Origin of the sequence: Rhizobium sp. L43, assembly GCF_002531725.1 — a bacterium.
Lineage (GTDB): Bacteria > Pseudomonadota > Alphaproteobacteria > Rhizobiales > Rhizobiaceae > Rhizobium.
This window is the reverse complement of the sequence record NZ_NWSQ01000012.1, coordinates 184894-202937: the sequence shown is the minus strand read 5'-3', so window position 1 is coordinate 202937 and position 18044 is coordinate 184894. Positions and strand designations below refer to the sequence as shown.

Sequence of the window (18044 nt, the reverse complement as noted above, 5' to 3'; positions counted from 1 at the left end):
GCGATTCCCGGATGCACTTTTATAAAAACAGTGCTAAACGCGCCGCGACAGATCAACAACAACGAACTTGCGCGAGCCCCACGGGTCGAACGCAGATATCAAGAGACGAAACCCATGTCCGAGTTCAAGTCCGATTTCCTCCGCACGCTGAAAGAGCGCGGCTTCATTCATCAGATCTCTGATGAAAGCGGCCTGGACGACCTGTTCGCCAAGGAAACCGTGACGGCCTATATCGGTTATGACCCGACGGCATCCAGCCTTCATGTCGGCCATCTCACACAGATCATGATGCTGCACTGGCTGCAGGCCACGGGCCATCGCCCGATCTCGCTGATGGGCGGCGGCACCGGCATGGTCGGCGATCCCTCCTTCAAGGAGGAAGCCCGCAAGCTGATGACGATCGAGACGATCGAAGAAAATATCGCATCGATCAAGCGCTGCTTTTCGAACTATCTCGATTACGGCAAGCCTGGCAACGCCGCATTGATGATCAACAATGCCGAATGGCTGCGTACTTTGAATTACCTGGAGTTCCTGCGCGATGTCGGCCGCCATTTCTCGGTCAACCGCATGCTGTCCTTCGACAGTGTGAAGACGCGCCTTGACCGCGAGCAGTCGCTGTCCTTCCTGGAATTCAACTACATGATCCTCCAGGCCTACGATTTCGTCGAGCTGGCCAAACGCTACGACTGCCGCCTGCAGATGGGCGGTTCGGACCAGTGGGGCAATATCGTCAACGGTATCGATCTTGGTCACCGCATGGGGACACAGCAGCTCTACGCCCTGACCTCGCCGCTGTTGACGACATCGTCGGGCGCCAAGATGGGTAAATCGGCATCCGGCGCAGTCTGGCTGAATGCCGATCTGCTGCCTGTCTATGACTTCTGGCAATATTGGCGCAATACCGAAGACGCCGATGTGCCGCGCTTCCTCAAGCTCTTCACCGCCCTGCCGATGGACGAAATCGCACGGCTTTCGGCGATCGGCGGTTCGGAACTGAACGAGGTCAAGAAGATACTTGCGACCGAGGTAACGGCGATCCTGCACGGCCGTGAGGCCGCTGAACAGGCGGCCGAAACGGCGCGCAAGACCTTCGAGGAAGGCGGTCTCTCGGAAAACCTGCCTTCGGTCGACGTGCCCGCTTCCGAACTCGACGCGGGCATCGGCCTGCTGTCACTGATCGTTCGCGCCGGCCTTGCCGCGTCGAATGGCGAAGCTCGCCGTCACGTCCAGGGCGGCGCTGTCCGTATCAACGACGAGGCAGTCAGCGACGAACGCAAGATGATCGGCAGCGGTGAAATCACCGCCGACGGCATCATCAAGCTCTCGCTCGGCAAGAAGAAGCACATCCTGATCCGCCGCGCGGCGTAAGCGGATTCAGTTTCGAGATACCGAAGCCGGCGCCCGCGCCGGCTTTTCTGTGTTTAGCCACGGCGGCGGCGAGGAGATCATTCAGCTCTTTGCTGGTTTTCAGCGTCATTCCGTTTGGTCTCTCGAACAAGATAGCCCGGCGGATCAATGGCTGAAGCGGGATTCACCCGCGACCACCAACTGATCGAGAAGATCGGCGGCGTCACCGTCGCGTCGAGGGGAACAGCAAGAATATGGCCGGAGCGGATGCTCTCCGGCGGCTTTGGCCGCGCGCCCTTCTCCGCAGAATACGAAGCCTGATGGCCGATCGAGACGACGATCATGGCGGCCGATGCGAAAGAGACTGTCCGGGAGCACTGCATGGCATTCTCCGACGGCCGTTGTTTCCGGGCTGAGACCGAGGATTACATCAGAATGCACTAAAATACGCTCTTCCGCGACAACGAAATTGCCGGCAGGTGCATATAGCCCCGCCCGCTAAGCGCAAACTCCTGCGCTGGATCGAACGGATGATACGGATGCGCAAGGAAAGCCCTGAGATCGGCTGATGCCTACGGCTATCGCTGGCATGGTGTCGGCGGCCTCGACTATCTGCCTTGCCTGCTTCACTGGAATTCGAAGATCTGCCGGAAAACACCGGGTGCGATGATCGACAGCGGATTGATCTGCAGGTTCGGCTGGTCGAACTTGCCGGTCAATTTGAAGGTAATGCCGATCAGGCCGCGGTCGCTGCCATTGCCGAGGATGACGCCGATTAGCGGCAGCTCGGCAAAGAGCCGGTTGAGGCCGTAGGCCGGCATGAAGGTGCCGGTCATGTCCATATTGCCCTTGCGGTCGCGCACCACGCCCTGGAAGGTCGCGCCGATCTGGTCGCCACGCAGCACGCCATTCTCGATACCGACCATGCCATTGCGCGAGACAACGCGGGCAAAACCGCGCTGGAAGCGCTGCGACGAAGTATCGATATCGCGCTTGACCGCCTCGTTGAGACTGCGCTGCTCGTTTCCGACGGGCGTCGAGACGATCGAGCGCAGCCGTTGTTCGTTGACGATCGCAAAACGGCGCACGTCGAGCGAGCCGTCCCAGCCGCCCTCTGCCGAAAGCCGGATCGCCAGATTGAGCAGACCGCCCTGCATGTGCTGGTAGAGATCGGCGAAACGCGACACCGCGCCGGCATCGCCGCTGGTGATGTTGATGACGCCGCCGTCCTTCATCTGGCTGACCACGGCCTCGCCGCTATCGGTAACGGCGGAAAAGTTCAGCGCCTGCAGCTTGTCGCCGCGCAGCGACATCTGCGCCTGGAAATTGCCAATCTTCTCGTCGTTGAAGCCGATGACGTTTTTCAGCCTGGCGCGCACCGATACGCTGGTGTCGCCGGCATCCCCGTCATCGTCACCGCCCGAGCCCGATTTCAACCGTGCGATAACAGGGCGCGCATCGGCGCTGTCGCCGGAGACCGAGACGTCGAAACTGCCCTTGCTGCGCTTGACAGACAGGGCGAAATCGTCAAGCGAGGAGAGTTTGACGCTGTCGAAATCGGCCGAGATCAGCCCGCCTTTGCCGATGTTCATCGATCCGTTGGCGCCGAAACCGTCGCCCTTCAGCCGGAAGTTCTTGATCTGGGTATTGTCGGCCGGGCCGGAGGTTTCGAATTCGGCCGATGCCGCAATGCCGCTGCCCTTCGACCAGCCGATCCACGGCAGGTCGAGTTGCGACTTGGTGAGGTCGAGCTGGACGTCCTGCCGGTCGTCGTCGATCCGCGTCAGCACCATCTTCACGCTGCCGCCGATGATGCCGGAAAGGCCGGGTATCAGCTTGTTGCGCTGGTCTTCGGAGAGCGTCGCGGTGATCACCCGCTGCCGCTTCGCGCTGTCGGATGCCTCGACCGGCTCGGCAAGATCGATTTCGGCCGGGACGCCGTCGATCTGGGCCTTGGCGTCGAGCGTGATCTGTTTCGGATTGCCGTTCAGCGTGCCGTCGAGATTGCTGATCGTGCGGCCGGAAAACGGCTTGGCAAGGTCAATATCGGTGAGCTTCATTGCCGCCGTCCATTCGGCCGGCGGCGGGTTCTGCGAGGAGAGCAGGCCGAAATGCGCCTTCACATGCGCCTCGATCCGCCCCTTGAGATCGTCGGGCGTGAAGCCGGCGCGCTGCAGCACCCGCACCGGCCGGTAGGTCAGAAGTTCGCCGATGGCGTCCGCTGCCCCGGAGACGGCGAGATCGATATCCGCCATCAGCGGCTTGTCGTAGGTGGCAGGCATGATGAAGGTTCCCTGCCCGAGACCGACGGATCGGCCGGAGGGGAAATAGGACGTGCCGCTCTTGATCGCGATCGTCGCAACGGGGCCGGTCAGGTCGAAATGGGCTGACGTGTCGCGGATCGGCGGAATATCGCCGGCAACGTTCATCCGCGCGCCCGCGATGTCGAAGCCGATGCGGATCTGGTTGGCGTCGAGCTTCAATCCCCTGCCGCCGGCGGCCTCGTCCAGCCTGCCGAAGGGAATGAAGACGGAGATGGCGGCGTTGGTGACGGTGCCGCCGAAGAGGTTGCCGTGGACCCAGGTGCGCACCTTGGGCGCCATCCAGAACGGCCAGAGCTGCTTGATCGCTGTCGTCTGCAGCTGTGCCGACTGGCCGGCAAAGCTGATCTCCGGCGATTTGTCCCCGAGCTTGACATCAAGTGATCCGTAAAGCGCGCCGAGCGGGCTGGAGACGGTCATGTTGGGAAACCGGAATTCCCGCCCAGCGACCATGTAGCGCCCGGTCGCCTGGATGTCGAAGGAGAGCGGCGGCTCGCCGGAGCCGCCGGGGGCTGCCGTGCCGCCACTGACGAGCAGGTCGATGCCGAAGCCTTTGCCGGCCTGCGGATCGAGCTTGTCGAGATCGATGAGCGCGCCGTTGATCGGGACCGTGGTCGCGCCGAACCGGGCGTTCGACCGGGCAATTTCGATCGTCTGCTTGTCGAAATCGTAGACGAGGTTGATTTGCCCGCCCGACAGCTCCTGCGGATCGCCGTCCGCATAGATCAGGCCGGCGCCAATGTCGACCGTCGCCGCCAGCGCCGGCTGCACGCCATCGCGCCCCCGGGTGGCCGACACCGTCAGGTCGGCAAAGGCGTTGAGCCCCTGGCGTATGACGCCCTGATCATTGCGTTTCAGCGCGAAGGGCGTGAGATCGGCATGCCTCAGCGTCGCCACGACCTTCGACACGTGGCCGTCTTCCTTCTCGGCCAGCACGTCGAGCTCCGCCACCTCGCCATTGAGCGCGACTTCGCCGCTCAATTGCAGCGAGGAGGGGCCGGCATGGGCAAAGACGAGATTGTCGACGACGAGCGACAGCGGACCGTTGGCGGTATCGGCAAGCTTGATGTCGATGCCGGAGATGCGCACCGAATTGGTCGAGCCGCGCGTCACGATGCTGTCGAACATGTCGAACTGCGAGAAGATCTTCTCCATCGCCGCCGGCACGGCGTCGATGCGCAGATCGTCGAGCTTGACGGGATTGCCGGACGGCAGAAGCGCGGTATCGAGCGCGATATCCTCCGCTTCAATGTCCGAAACGGCGATGCGGCCGCGGAAAAGCTGCAGCGGATCGAGCCCCAGCCGCACCGAACCCGTCGTCGACAGGTGCTGACCGCTCTCCTGGTCGATCATGTTGACGTTGCGCGCCTCCAGCGCCAGCCGGAAGTCCGAGGTGAAGCGAATGACGGTGGAGCCGACCTCGGCGCGGTAGCGCGGTCCGGCCACGCCGTTCAACGCCGCTTGCGCCTGCTGCGACAGCGGCTTGTCGAACATGCCGCTCTCGACGGTGAAGATGATCGCAGCGAAAATAAGCAGAATCAGCCCGAGAAATCCGAGCGTCAGCTTCGCCGTGCGTCGCATTGGCGAACGCGGCGGCGGGCAATGAACGATGATCGGATCCTCGGCCTGGGCGGACGGCAAGCGGTCCAGCGCAACGATATCCTTCTTGCGAAACGTGACCTTTTCGCCGCGGATGGCTGACATGCGCCTTCGGGCTCTCCCTTTAAGTGAAGAATTGAACCCGGCCATGCTGGACGGGTTTCCATCCACTATATAATTCGGGGAGAGAAAGTGTCATCCACAAACCCGGCAAAAGAAAGGTTTTCCCTATGGCGGTTCCCGGCATCGGCGCCTCGGCTCCTGATTTCAACCTTCCCCGCGACGGCGGCGGCCGCGTCTCGCTGGCCGAATTCCAGGGCAGGCCTCTCGTCCTGTTCTTCTACCCCAAGGACGACACGACAGGCTGCACCGCCGAATCATTGGCTTTCACCGCTTTGGCAGGCGAGTTCGAGGCGGCGGGTGCTGCTGTCATCGGCATGTCCCCCGATTCGGCCGCCTGCCATGACAAGTTCGTCAGGAAGCACCGTCTTTCGGTGGCGCTCGCCTCGGACGAGGAAAAGACGACGCTGCAGGCCTATGGCGTCTGGAAGGAAAAGAGCATGTACGGCCGCAACTTCATGGGCGTCGAGCGCACCACGTTCCTCATCCGCCAGGACGGCACAATCGCCACCATCTGGCAGAAGGTGAAGGTGCAGGGTCATGCCGAAACCGTGCTCGAGGCCGTGCGGAATCTGGCGGCGTGAGTGGGCATCTCACGATAACCTCGCTGCGCGGCGGCGCCATCGATGCGATCGCTTCCGCCGATCTCGACCGTAAGACGGCGCTTGCGCAGGAAAGCGCCACCCGCTGGTTCGCCCGCCGGGTGTCGCTGCGCTCGCCGCTCGACGCCGCCCTGCCCGAGAGACCCGGCCGTCCCGACAGGCCGGTGCTGACGCCGCCGACCCAGGTGGAAAAGCGCTCGCTGCATACGCTGAAAGGCCGGATCGCTCTGCTCCATGCCATCGCCCATATCGAGCTCAATGCCGTCGATCTGGCGCTCGATATCGTCGCGCGATTCGCGACCGAACAGGTGCCGAACTCCTTCTTCGACGGCTGGATGCAGGTCGCCTTCGAGGAGGCGAAGCATTTCCGCATGGTGCGCGCGCGCCTCAACGATCTCGGCGCCGATTACGGCGATCTTCCCGCCCATGACGGGCTCTGGCAGGCAGCCCATTCGACGCGCAACGATCTGACGGCAAGGCTCGCCGTCGTGCCGCTGATTCTCGAAGCCCGCGGTCTCGACGTCACGCCGTCCCTGCAGGCAAAGATGCGCCAGACCGGCGATCTCGAAAGCGCCGATGTTCTCGATGTCATCTACAACGACGAGAAAGGCCATGTCGCGGTCGGCGCCAAATGGTTCCGCTTTCTCTGTGCGCGCGAGAAGCGCGATCCGGCAAAGGCCTTCCAGGAGCTGGTGCGCGCCAATTTCCGTGGGCCGCTGAAGCCGCCCTTCAATGATCTCGCCCGCGCCGAGGCGGGGCTGACGCCGTCCTTCTACCGCGCGCTGGCATCGATCAGCCACGCGTGACATGATTGATTTTCTAGCGTAAACGGCGACGCTGAAAGCATTCATTAACCATAAACGTGTCTAATTTTCCGAAAGAGGCGTAGAGCATCAATCGGGAGAGCCTGCGTGAACAGCGGACATCAGCACCGGGTATTCGGCAGGCGGGCGCAGGAACATATCCTCATCCTGGCCAGCGGCGACAAGGTCCGCCACATGACGGTCCGGCCATGGATGGCGGCTCTTGCCTTCTGCTTCATCGGCGTCTTCTCGATCGGCTACCTCCTCGCCACCTCCTATCTCGTGCTGCGCGACGATCTGATCGGCGCCACCATGGCGCGGCAAGCCCGCATGCAGCACGACTATGAAGATCGCATCGCCGCCCTTCGCGCCCAGGTCGACCGCATCACGTCCCGCCAGCTTCTCGACCAGCAGGTGGTCGAGGATAAGGTGGACAAGCTGATGGAACAGCAAATGGCGCTGACCTCGCGCCACGGCAAGCTCGACAATCTGCTCGACCGGGCCGAAAGCTCCGGCCTGACCGACAAGGACAGCGCTCCGTCTCCACCCCAGTCCTTTGCCCCTGATATCAAGGACAAGCGCGCTTCGCTGAGCGGTGGCGGCATCGAGGCGATCGAGAAACAGTTGGCGAGCGGGGCGCCCGCCGATGCGACGCCCGACAACTCGACGCTTGCCTACGTGCCGTCCGCTGAAACCGTTGGCGACCGCGCCGACCGGATCTTCTCCAAGGTGACGCTGTCGCTGAAGGGTGTCGAACAGGACCAGCGCAACCGCGTCGAGCAGCTGACGAGCGATGCCGGCAATGCCGCCAATGCCATTGCGACCGTGCTGACCCGTTTCAATATCCCGATGCCGGCAGAGACCGCTGCCAGGAAGGACGACGACGATGCCGTCGGCGGCCCCTATGTCGAGCCTGAAAGCAACGACCACTTCAACAATTCGCTGGTCGCGCTCGACGGCGCCTTGACGAGGCTCGAAGCGGTGCGCAGCACTGCCGAATCTCTGCCCTTCCGCAATCCCGCCATCGGCAAGGAAGTGACCAGCCCCTTCGGCAATCGCCGTGATCCTTTCCTCGGCCGCCTCGCGCTCCATTCCGGCATCGACTTCCGCTTTTCTCCGGGCGAAAGGATCCGCCCGACCGCCCCCGGCAGGGTGATTGCGGCCGGCTGGACCGGCGGCTACGGCAACATGGTCGAAGTCGATCACGGCAACGGCATCTCGACACGCTACGGGCATATGTCCGAGGTGCTGGTCAAGGTCGGCGACACGGTCGACCGCAACGACGTCATCGGCCTTGCCGGCAGCACCGGCCGCTCGACGGGGACGCACCTGCACTATGAAGTGCGCCAGGACGGCCACGCCGTCGATCCAGTATATTTCATGAATGCCGGCCTTAAACTCGCCACCTATATGAAGTAATAGCCATCAGGTAACCATCGCTTCACTCTGCATGGGGTGCGGCCTCTCTATTTCTTGACTTGCCGGCCATTCGGGGTTATGTCGCGCTGCATTGCGGCATGCAATCCCGCCGACTCGTTCAGAGCTCGGCCGAACCGGAACGGAAACAGTTTTCCCTTTGACGACATTCGCTGACCTTGGCTTGAGCCAAAAAGTGCTATCCGCTGTTACCGACGCGGGCTACACGATCCCCACGCCTATTCAGGCGGGAGCCATTCCCTTTGCGCTCGAACGTCGCGATATTTGCGGCATCGCGCAGACGGGCACCGGCAAGACGGCATCCTTCGTTCTGCCGATGCTGTCGCTTCTGGAGAAGGGTCGCGCCCGCGCCCGCATGCCCCGTACGCTGATTCTCGAGCCGACGCGCGAACTCGCCGCCCAGGTCGCAGAGAATTTCGAAAAATACGGCAAGAACCACCGCCTCAACGTCGCCCTGCTGATCGGCGGCGTTTCCTTCGAAGACCAGGACCGCAAGCTCGAGCGCGGCGCCGACGTGCTGATTTGCACACCCGGCCGCCTGCTCGACCATTTCGAGCGCGGCAAGCTGCTGATGAGCGGCGTCGAGATCCTCGTCATCGACGAGGCCGACCGCATGCTCGACATGGGTTTCATTCCCGATATCGAGCGCATCGCCAAGATGATCCCGTTCACCCGCCAGACGCTGTTCTTCTCGGCGACCATGCCGCCGGAAATTCAGAAGCTCGCCGACCGCTTCCTGCAGAATCCCGAGCGCATCGAAGTGGCAAAGCCCGCATCGGCCGCAAAGACCGTGACGCAGCGTTTCGTCGCCTCGCACGGCAAGGATTACGAGAAGCGCGCGGTTCTGCGCGAACTCGTCCGCGCCCAGACCGAACTCAAGAACGCCATCGTCTTCTGCAACCGCAAGAAGGATGTGGCCGATCTCTTCCGGTCGCTGGAGCGCCACGGCTTCTCCGTCGGCGCCCTGCATGGCGACATGGATCAGCGCTCCCGCACGATGACGCTGCAGAGCTTCCGTGACGGCAATCTCCAGCTGCTGGTTGCATCAGACGTCGCAGCCCGCGGCCTCGACATTCCCGATGTCAGCCACGTCTTCAATTTCGACGTGCCGATCCATTCCGAGGATTACGTCCACCGCATCGGCCGCACCGGCCGTGCCGGTCGCTCGGGTGCCGCCTTCACGCTCGTCACCAAGCGCGACACCAAATTCGTCGATGCGATCGAAAAGCTGATCGGCGAAAAGGTCGAATGGCTGAGCGGCGATGTGAACTCCCTGCCGCCGGCAGAAGAAAGCGCCGACAGCGCCCGCCCGCGGCGCAACAGCCGCGAGCGTGGCGCAAAGGGCGAACGAGGCGAGCGGGATCGCGGACGCGGGCGCGGCAATCGCAGCGCTGTGGGTCATAAATCTGATAACGACATACAGGATAATGACGTCCAAGTGATTCAGGCAGCACCAGTAAAGGCCGACATCGTGAAGAACGAGCGCAAAGCAGAGCAGAAGCCGCAAAACAATGCGCGCAACAGCCGGCCTTATCCGGCAAACGACGACAGCCGCGACCGCCGCCGCCATCGCGACCACGATGACGGCCCGACCCCGGTCGGCTTCGGCGACGATATCCCCGCCTTCATGCTGATCGCCGGCAGCGCCAAGGTCTGAGCATCCGATGGCCAGGCCCGGTCTCGATTTTCCGGGGTTCGGCGTCGGCCTGGTGATTCTGCGCGACGCCAGGATCCTCCTCTACAAGCGCATGCGCCCGCCTGAAGCCGGCTATTGGAATATCGTCGGTGGCAAGGTCGATCACATGGAGCCGGCCGAGCAAGCCGCACGCCGCGAGGCCGAAGAAGAAACCGGCCTCAAGATCGGCCGCATCGAGCGCATCGGCATGACCGAGCAGATCATCGATACCGACCGCCAGCACTGGATTTCGCTTCTCTATCTCGCCCGCGATGTCGAAGGTGAGCCGCAATTGACCGAACCGGACAAGCTCTCGGATTTCGGCTGGTTTCCCCTGACAGATTTGCCGGAGCCGCTGTCAGCCTTCACCAAGGCCGCAATAGCAGCCCTGCCGGCTGCCAAACGAAGCGAATAGCTATTCTGCGCGAAGCGCTGCTTCATAGGCAAGCCGCACCCATTTCGCCATCAGATCCGGATCGTCGTAGGCTTCGTCGGGGATCGACCAGTAGGGCATCTTCACCGGCTTGCCCTTCTTGCCTTCATAGGTCCACTGCGTGGCGCCGGCAGCGGCAAATTCCGGGGCGCTCGTCTCGTCCGCCTTCAGCAGCATCTCGTCGCGCACTTCGAGCGCGATGATGCGCCCGAGATGATAGATGCCCTTGCCACCGAACATGCGCTTGACCGTGACGGGGCCGAGCCCCTGAAACATTTCCTCGATCCCGGCATTGTCCATGCTCTATTCCCTTGAAATCCTGTCGCCGCTCACATCACAGCGCGTGATAGTCCCGGTTCATATAGATGAGCGCCGGATGCTTTTCGCTGAAGCGGACGGCCGCAACCTCGCCGAAGATGACATTGTGCGTCGGCATTTCCTTGATGTCGGTCACCCGGCAATCGAAAGCAGCGAGCGCGCCGGCGAGCACCGGCGCGCCGGTGACCAGCGTCTCGAAACGGGCGCTGGCGAAACGGTCGTCATCGGCAAGCGACGTGCGTCCGGAAAAGGCGTCGGCAACGCCCTGATGATGGGCGCCGAGCGTGTTGAGCACGAAGATGCCGCTGCGGAAAAAGATCTCGTTCTTCGGATTGGTGTTGTTGAGGCAGATCAGCACGGAGGCGGGATTGTCCGAAACCGAGCAGGCGGCCGTGATGGTGACGCCGCGGCGCAAGCCTTCCATCGCCGTCGTCACGAGCTGCACATGGCCGGCATAACGGCTCATGGCGTCGCGATAAAGGCCGGGATCGATATGCTGCCTGTTCAACACCTGCTTCTCCGTCCGCGCTTTTCTGCCTGGATCGACTTGTTTATCGCGCCAATATGGCGAGCATCGGTTACCTTTTCTACAATAGCAGCGGTGAAAAGCGCTGCGTTACGCTTGTTTTTCTTTGACGATTGCGGCCTTGCGGATAAAAGGGCATGGACGATGGCTAGGGATCTCCGCCTTTCATGATCAACCTGCGTGGCATAGCAGCCTTTCTGACGCTGCTGGGAGCGGCAGTGCCGAGCCATGCGGCCGGCGTGACGATCGGCGTCGTCGCCCCTCAGAACGGTTCGCTCGTCCTGCTCGGCGCCCAGATTGCCGCCGGCGCCGGTTTCGAGATCCAGCAGTCCGGCAATACCCTCGTCGCCGTCAACGAAACCTGCGAGGAAAATAGCGGTGCCGCGGTTGCCGATGCGCTTGTCAATGCCAAGGTGCAGGTCGCAGTCGGCTTTCTCTGCAGCAAGACGCTGGAAGGCGCGCTGCCGAAGCTGAAGGACGCCGGAATCCCCGCCATCACCGTCTCGGTGCGCTCCCGTATCCTGATGGAGGATGCGCTGAAGAACGGGTGGCCGCTCTTCCGCCTGGCGCCGGCCGACGGCACCGAGGCGGCAAAGGTCATCGAAGTGATCCTCAAGGACTGGGCGGCCGATCCGATCGCCTTGATCGAGGACGGCACCATCCATGGCCGCGAACTGACGGAAGCGGTGCGCAATGCGCTGGAGCAGAACGGCCTGAAGCCTGTCTTCACCGATACCTATCGGCCGGGACAGGAGCAGCAGATTGCTCTTGTCCGCCGCCTGAAACGGGCCGGTGCGACCAAGGTTTTCATCGGCGGCGATCGCAACGATGTCGCCGTCATCGCCCGCGACGCCAAGGCGGAAAACATCCCGCTCTCCATTCTCGGCGGCGATGCCATGCGCGCCGCCGACCAGCCGCTGCCGCTTGGTACAGGCGTGCGCGCCGTCGCTCTGCCGGAATATGCCCTGCTTCAGGAAGGCGCAGTTGCGGCCGAGACGCTGCGCGCCAAAGGCATCGAGCCGGAAGGTTATGTCCTGCCATCGCTGACCGCGGCCCTCATTGCCGGCCGGGCCGCGGAAGCCGCCGCTCAGGCGGGCAAACCGCTGCAGGAGATGCTTCTCGGCACGACATTCCAGACGCCGGTCGGCGCCGTCGCCTTCACCGGCGCGCATGAGCTTTCGCAAAATCCCTACCGCCTGCTCGAATGGCGGGGCAACGGCTTTTTTCCACCTGCCGCGCCGACGCAATGAGCGGCGGCGCGCCAGCCTTGAATCCGGCCGCCACGGTCAAATGGCAGCCCATACGGAGTGAGATTTGATGACGCTGCCCATTCGCATTGCCCCCTCGATCCTCGCGGCAGATTTCGCCAGGCTCGGCGAGGAGGTGCGCGACGTGACGGCCGCCGGCGCCGACTGGATCCATCTCGACGTGATGGACGGGCATTTCGTGCCGAATATCTCCTTCGGCCCCGACGTCATCAAGTCGCTGCGCTCCTATACGTCAGCCACTTTCGACTGCCATCTGATGATCTCGCCGGTCGACGATTATCTCGAAGCTTTCGCCAAGGCCGGCTGCGACCGGATCACAGTCCATGCCGAAGCCGGGCCGCATCTGCACCGCTCGCTGCAGACCATCCGCCATCTCGGCAAGAAGGTCGGCGTGACGATCAACCCGGCGACACCGCTCAGCGCCATCGAGAACGTGCTCGACGATGTCGACCTCATCCTGATCATGTCGGTCAATCCCGGTTTCGGCGGACAGAAGTTCATTCCGGCGATGGCGGCCAAGATTGCCGCGGCGAAGTCACTGATCGGCGACCGGCCGATCGAACTTCAGGTCGACGGCGGCGTCACGGTGGAAACGGCGCCGGCGATTGCGCGCGCCGGCGGCAACGTCCTCGTCGCCGGCTCGGCCATTTTCAAGGGCGATACGGTCGAGGATTATCGCCGGACCGTCGCCGATCTGCGTCAGGCAGCCGAAGGGGCACGAACATGATAAAACGTCTGATTATCGGCGGCGTGTTTGCCGCCACACTTGCCGGCCTGCCCGGCCTGTCACTTGCCGGAGACATCGCCAATATCCAGCCGCTCGGCTTCTCGGCCGACGGCAAGGTCTTCGGATTTCAGGAATTCGGCATCAAGGAGGAGAGCGGCAATGTCCCCTACTCCAACACCTATTTCGTCGATACCGACAGCGGTCAGTATATCGAGGGCACGCCCTTCCGCACCGAACTGACCGATAAGGATGCCAATCTTTCCAAGGCGCGGCGGCAGAACCTGACGGCGGCGCGCAGCCAGATGGACAAATACGATCTCCTGACCAATCCCGGCCTGATCGCGGCCTTCAATCCGCCGACCGAACTCGGCTCGCCGACGAAGACGATCCGCTACACCACACTTGCGACCGATGGTCCCCCGAAATCGCCCTATACGCTCTCGCTGGGTGAGATGCCGGTGCCGACATCGAAGGACTGCACGGCGCTCGACAAGCGCGTCATCGGTTTCAGCCTGCAGATGATCGAGAAGGAAGGCGCTCCGAACCGCCAGGCCGCGCGCCAGGCAACGACGGTTCCGGCCGAGCGCATCTGTTCGGTAGAATACCGGATCGGCGGCGCCATGGTCTACCAGCCGGAGGGCGCAAACCCGGTTCACATCGCCCTGGTCCTCGCCTTCGATGCGGCAAGAAACGGACGCTGGATCGCCGTTCCGGTTCATCCCTGAACCCGGATGCCGGAGACGGATTGCCAGGATGGATCGTCTAAGAGCTGCAAAGCCGCCCTACCCCGATCTGATTGCCGGCGCGTTGCTTTGGGGCATGCAGATGCTCGCCGCCGCCATGCTCGGCCTTTATCTCCGCAACGGACTGCAGACGAGCCGGCTGGCCGAGATCGCCGCCCTTTATTTCCTCGGCGGCCTGCTCTCCTGGCCCTTCGCCCTGCCGGTCGCCCGCTTCTTTGCCTATGATCGAGCGCCGGAAGCGCGTTTTGCCGCATTTTTCGTGACGTTGACCGCGGCGACGATCGTGATGACCGCCTTTCTCTTCGCCATGGAATACCGGCTCTTCTATTCGCGCTGGCACGCCCCCTTCGGCAGTTTCGTCTGGGCCTTCCAGTTTGTCTTCACCAGTATCAGCGCCGTCTACCAGTTCCTGGTGATCGGCCTGCGCCTTTTCCTGCCGCTCGGCCTCGTCTGCCTCGTCGTTAGCAGCTATCATCTTGCCAAACGCATGCGTTGAGATTGCCGCCGGTCTTTGCTACAGGGGCGCTAACCTCGATGAATCCTCTTTGAAGTGAAGGCAGCCGCCCATGATCCCGCGTTATTCCCGGCCTGAAATGGTCGCCATCTGGTCTCCCGAAACCAAGTTCCGCATCTGGTTCGAGATCGAGGCGCATGCCTGCGACGCGCTGGCCGAGCTCGGCGTCATCCCGAAATCGGCGGCAAAGACGATCTGGGAAAAAGGCGGCGCCGCCACCTTCGACGTCAACCGCATCGACGAGATCGAGGCCGTCACCAAGCATGACGTCATCGCCTTCCTCACCCATCTCGCCGAGATCGTCGGCCCGGATGCGCGCTTCGTCCATCAGGGCATGACCTCATCCGACGTGCTCGACACCTGCTTCAACGTGCAATTGGTCCGCGCCACCGATATCCTCATCGCCGATCTCGACCGCCTGCTTGCAGCGCTGAAAACCCGCGCCTTCGAACACAAGGACACCGTCACCATCGGCCGTTCGCACGGCATCCACGCCGAACCGACCACCTTCGGCGTCAAGCTGGCGCTCGCCTATGCCGAATTCGAGCGCTGCCGCCAGCGCCTGGTCGCCGCCCGCGAGGAAGTCGCGACCTGCGCCATCTCGGGCGCCGTCGGCACCTTCGCCAATATCGATCCGCGCGTCGAGGAACATGTCGCCGCAGCACTGGGCCTGAAGGCCGAGCCGGTCTCGACGCAGGTCATCCCGCGTGACCGCCACGCCATGTATTTTGCCACCCTCGGCGTCGTCGCCTCGTCGATCGAGCGCCTGGCGACCGAAATCCGCCACCTGCAGCGCACCGAGGTGCTGGAGGCCGAAGAATATTTCTCGCCCGGCCAGAAGGGCTCTTCGGCCATGCCGCACAAGCGCAACCCGGTTCTGACCGAAAACCTCACCGGCCTTGCCCGCATGGTCCGCTCCTACGCCCTGCCGGCGATGGAAAACGTCGCCCTCTGGCACGAGCGCGATATCTCGCATTCCTCAGTCGAGCGCATGATCGGCCCCGATGCCACAGTCACCCTCGATTTCGCCCTGTCCCGGCTTGCCGGCGTCATCGAGAAGCTGCTGGTCTATCCCGAGAATATGGAGAAGAACCTCAACAAGTTCCGCGGCCTCGTCCACTCCCAGCGCGTCCTCCTGGCGCTGACCCAGGCCGGCACCTCCCGCGAGGATGCCTATCGCCTCGTCCAGCGCAATGCCATGAAGGTCTGGGAACAGGGCAAGGATTTTTTGGAGGAGCTGCTGGCGGATGCGGAGGTCCGCACGGCGCTTTCGGAGGAAGACATCCGGGAGAAGTTCGATCTCGGCTACCATACCAAACACGTCGACACGATCTTCCGGCGGGTGTTTGGCGAGGCGTGAGCGATCTGCAATAAACGATACGGCGGCGCCCTTGCAGGCGCCGTTTTTCTGCCGGCATACCTCTGTCGGGTGGCTTTCCCCTTAGTCGCAGCCTGATGTTCAGCTTTTCTCAAGCGGCCGCTGTTTTTGCTTCGGCGCTTTAGCAACCACAGAACGTTTGCGTGCCTCCGCCTTTTTCAACGGCGCCGCTTTCACCACTTCCTCTGTCCTACATGCCTCCGTCTCGCCCCGGCCCTTGGCGGCCTTGGCGACCAACTCGTCGAGACGCTTCAACTCCTCTTCATCGAGATTTTCGATGCCGATGAAACGGTTCTCGGCATGGCTCGTCAGGATGATTTCATTGAGCTTGGCCTGGATCGCCCTTGTGTCACGCGTCTGGGCGTTCTGCAGCACGAAAACCATCAGGAAGGTGACGATCGTTGTGGCGGTATTGATGACCAGCTGCCAGGTTTCCGAATAATCGAAGAAAGGGCCAAGTAAGGCCCAGAGGATGACGGCGGTCAGCGCCAGAATGAAGATGACGGGTTTGCCCGCCCATTCCGATGTCTTGGTCGCGAAGTGGGCGAACAGATGCTTCATCGTAACCTCTGAATCCTTCCCCGAACTCCGCTTTCTAAAAACGCCGAGGCCGGCTTGAGGTTCCCCCGGGGATCCGAGATTCCCGGGGGCACGCACTTGCGATTACGCGGCTTCCCGCGCAATCAGCTTGCGATAGAGATGCCAGGTCGCATGGCCGAGGATAGGGATGACGAGCGCAAGCCCGGCAAAGACCGGGATCGTACCGATGACGAGCAGCGCTGCGACGATGAGGCCCCAGAGCAGCACCGGCACCGGATTGGCGACCGTGGCGCGGATCGAGGCGACGACGGCGGAAACGGCACCGACATCACGGTCGAGCAACAGCGGAAAGGTGATGACTGAAATCGCCAGCACGACGAGCGCAAAGACGAAGCCGATCAGATTGCCCCAGATGATCAACTGCATGCCTTCGGGCGTGCCGAAGACCTGGCGGAAGAAATCCGCCATGCTGCGCGGAAACACTTCGCCGAGCAGATTGCTGTAGAGAGTCTGCGCCGTCACCAGCCAGACGACGAAAAGGCCGCAAAGCATCAGCCCGACCGCGATGATCGATGGCAGCGCCGGCGAATGGCGCACGTCGAGCGCATGCGTCCAGGACGTGTCGAGGCCGGCCTCGCGCCGGCGGCTGATTTCATAGAGGCCAATCGCTGCAATCGGGCCGATCAGCACGAAACCCGCCATAAGCGGGAAGACCATCGGTAGGAGGTTGGCGCCCGAGGTCCACAGCGTCAGGAAGACGCCGGCGATCGGATACATCAGGCACAGGAACACGTAGTGGGACGGTTTCTCCATAAAATCCTCGTATCCGCGCTTCAGCGCGTCGAAGACGTCGGCGATACCGATGCGATTGACCACGGGCCGCGCGAAGCTTTCGCCAGCACCCGTCATGACATGAAATGCCGCCATGGCTTTCTCCTCCTCAGCCGAGACCTGGTCGGCGGCGGACGCGCATCGGCGGGCAAGCCGACACGAAATCCGCAACCGGCACTGGAGCAATATAGCAAAGCTCAGCGCCCGTGTCGCTCTCTCCCTTTCACATCCCCTCTTGACATCTTGGGCAAGCTTTCTCACATCGGCGGCACTATGAAAGCCTCAGACGCAGATATCCTCATCATCCCCGGCTACACCAATTCCGGCCCGAGCCACTGGCAGAGCCGCTGGGAGGCAAAACTCAGCACGGCGCGGCGCGTCGAACAGGCCGAATGGACGAAGCCGGTCCGCGAAGACTGGATCGCCCGTATCGCCGAGGAGGTGAACGCCTCGACCCGCCCGGTCATCCTCGTCGCCCATTCGCTCGGCGTGGCCTCGGCCATTCATGCCATCCCGCATTTCCGCAAGCCGGTGGCGGGCGCCTTCTTCGTTGCCCCGCCGGATGTCGCCAATCCCAACATCCGCCCGAAGCACCTGATGACCTTCGGACCCTATCCGCGCGATCCGCTGCCCTTCCCCTCGATCACGGTGGCCAGCCGCAACGATCCGTTCGGCTCTTACGAACATGCCGACGAAATCGCCAGCAGCTGGGGCTCCTTCCTCGTCGATGCCGGGGAAGCCGGTCATATCAACGCTGATTCCGGTCATGGCCCCTGGCCGGAAGGCACGATGGTCTTCGCCCAGTTCCTCAGCCGGCTCTCCATCTGATTTAAGGAAAACCCGCCTCCTCGCTAGTTCA

At 62.6% G+C, this 18044-nt stretch carries 18 protein-coding genes; 12 read left to right on the top strand and 6 right to left on the bottom strand.

Annotated features, from left to right (window positions below; all coding sequences use genetic code 11):
- Positions 1-114: 114 nt before the first annotated feature.
- Positions 115-1371, top strand: a complete 1257-nt coding sequence (gene tyrS, locus CO667_RS17770; RefSeq protein WP_097619611.1) for a tyrosine--tRNA ligase — start codon at positions 115-117, stop codon at positions 1369-1371.
- A 77-nt stretch (positions 1372-1448) separates the two neighbouring features.
- Here tyrS and CO667_RS17765 read toward each other — a convergent pair whose 3' ends face one another.
- Entirely contained in the window at positions 1449-1694 is a 246-nt protein-coding gene (locus tag CO667_RS17765) for a hypothetical protein (protein ID WP_348627813.1), read from the bottom strand.
- Positions 1695-1976: 282 nt separating this feature from the next.
- Positions 1977-5375 (bottom strand): AsmA-like C-terminal domain-containing protein, encoded by a 3399-nt coding sequence (locus CO667_RS17760; RefSeq protein WP_097619609.1) that lies wholly within the window; start codon positions 5373-5375, stop codon positions 1977-1979.
- A gap of 125 nt (positions 5376-5500) precedes the next feature.
- On the opposite strand from CO667_RS17760, the gene CO667_RS17755 reads away from it, so the two are divergent.
- The 5 genes from CO667_RS17755 (at position 5501) to CO667_RS17735 (ending at position 10322) form a co-directional block, all read left to right on the top strand.
- Complete coding sequence (locus tag CO667_RS17755; protein WP_097619608.1) at positions 5501-5974, top strand: peroxiredoxin; 474 nt, start codon at positions 5501-5503, stop codon at positions 5972-5974.
- Positions 5971-6798: a ferritin-like domain-containing protein gene (locus CO667_RS17750; protein WP_097619607.1), complete on the top strand. Its 828-nt coding sequence runs from the start codon at positions 5971-5973 to the stop codon at positions 6796-6798. The genes CO667_RS17755 and CO667_RS17750 overlap by 4 nt, the downstream gene beginning before the upstream one ends.
- A gap of 105 nt (positions 6799-6903) precedes the next feature.
- Positions 6904-8214 (top strand): peptidoglycan DD-metalloendopeptidase family protein, encoded by a 1311-nt coding sequence (locus CO667_RS17745; RefSeq protein WP_097619606.1) that lies wholly within the window; start codon positions 6904-6906, stop codon positions 8212-8214.
- A 157-nt stretch (positions 8215-8371) separates the two neighbouring features.
- The gene (locus tag CO667_RS17740; protein WP_097619605.1) at positions 8372-9889 is read left to right on the top strand and encodes a DEAD/DEAH box helicase; all 1518 of its coding nucleotides are present in this window, start codon (positions 8372-8374) and stop codon (positions 9887-9889) included.
- A 7-nt stretch (positions 9890-9896) separates the two neighbouring features.
- Positions 9897-10322, top strand: coding sequence for an NUDIX domain-containing protein (locus CO667_RS17735; RefSeq protein WP_097619604.1), 426 nt, complete (start codon positions 9897-9899; stop codon positions 10320-10322).
- Here CO667_RS17735 and CO667_RS17730 read toward each other — a convergent pair whose 3' ends face one another.
- On the bottom strand, positions 10323-10640 hold the full coding sequence (locus CO667_RS17730; protein WP_097619603.1) for a TfoX/Sxy family protein: 318 nt from the start codon (positions 10638-10640) through the stop codon (positions 10323-10325).
- A 34-nt stretch (positions 10641-10674) separates the two neighbouring features.
- Entirely contained in the window at positions 10675-11169 is a 495-nt protein-coding gene (locus CO667_RS17725; protein ID WP_097619602.1) for a flavin reductase, read from the bottom strand.
- A 182-nt stretch (positions 11170-11351) separates the two neighbouring features.
- On the opposite strand from CO667_RS17725, the gene CO667_RS17720 reads away from it, so the two are divergent.
- The 5 genes from CO667_RS17720 to purB all read left to right on the top strand — a co-directional run bounded on the left by CO667_RS17720 (position 11352) and on the right by purB (position 15796).
- Positions 11352-12434: a branched-chain amino acid ABC transporter substrate-binding protein gene (locus tag CO667_RS17720; RefSeq protein WP_097619601.1), complete on the top strand. Its 1083-nt coding sequence runs from the start codon at positions 11352-11354 to the stop codon at positions 12432-12434.
- Positions 12435-12501: 67 nt separating this feature from the next.
- Positions 12502-13179, top strand: coding sequence for a ribulose-phosphate 3-epimerase (gene rpe / locus CO667_RS17715; RefSeq protein ID WP_097619600.1), 678 nt, complete (start codon positions 12502-12504; stop codon positions 13177-13179).
- Complete coding sequence (locus CO667_RS17710; protein WP_097619599.1) at positions 13176-13904, top strand: DUF2259 domain-containing protein; 729 nt, start codon at positions 13176-13178, stop codon at positions 13902-13904. Before rpe ends, CO667_RS17710 begins: the two co-directional genes overlap by 4 nt.
- A gap of 28 nt (positions 13905-13932) precedes the next feature.
- On the top strand, positions 13933-14418 hold the full coding sequence (locus CO667_RS17705) for a hypothetical protein (RefSeq protein WP_097619598.1): 486 nt from the start codon (positions 13933-13935) through the stop codon (positions 14416-14418).
- Positions 14419-14488: 70 nt separating this feature from the next.
- Positions 14489-15796, top strand: a complete 1308-nt coding sequence (gene purB / locus CO667_RS17700) for an adenylosuccinate lyase (RefSeq protein ID WP_097619597.1) — start codon at positions 14489-14491, stop codon at positions 15794-15796.
- Positions 15797-15895: 99 nt separating this feature from the next.
- Here purB and CO667_RS17695 read toward each other — a convergent pair whose 3' ends face one another.
- Both CO667_RS17695 and CO667_RS17690 read right to left on the bottom strand, forming a co-directional pair.
- Entirely contained in the window at positions 15896-16375 is a 480-nt protein-coding gene (locus CO667_RS17695) for a low affinity iron permease family protein (RefSeq protein WP_097619596.1), read from the bottom strand.
- 102 nt (positions 16376-16477) lie between these two features.
- Positions 16478-17281: a DUF2189 domain-containing protein gene (locus CO667_RS17690; protein WP_097619595.1), complete on the bottom strand. Its 804-nt coding sequence runs from the start codon at positions 17279-17281 to the stop codon at positions 16478-16480.
- A 177-nt stretch (positions 17282-17458) separates the two neighbouring features.
- On the opposite strand from CO667_RS17690, the gene CO667_RS17685 reads away from it, so the two are divergent.
- Positions 17459-18013, top strand: coding sequence for an alpha/beta hydrolase (locus CO667_RS17685; protein ID WP_097619594.1), 555 nt, complete (start codon positions 17459-17461; stop codon positions 18011-18013).
- Positions 18014-18044 lie beyond the last annotated feature (31 nt).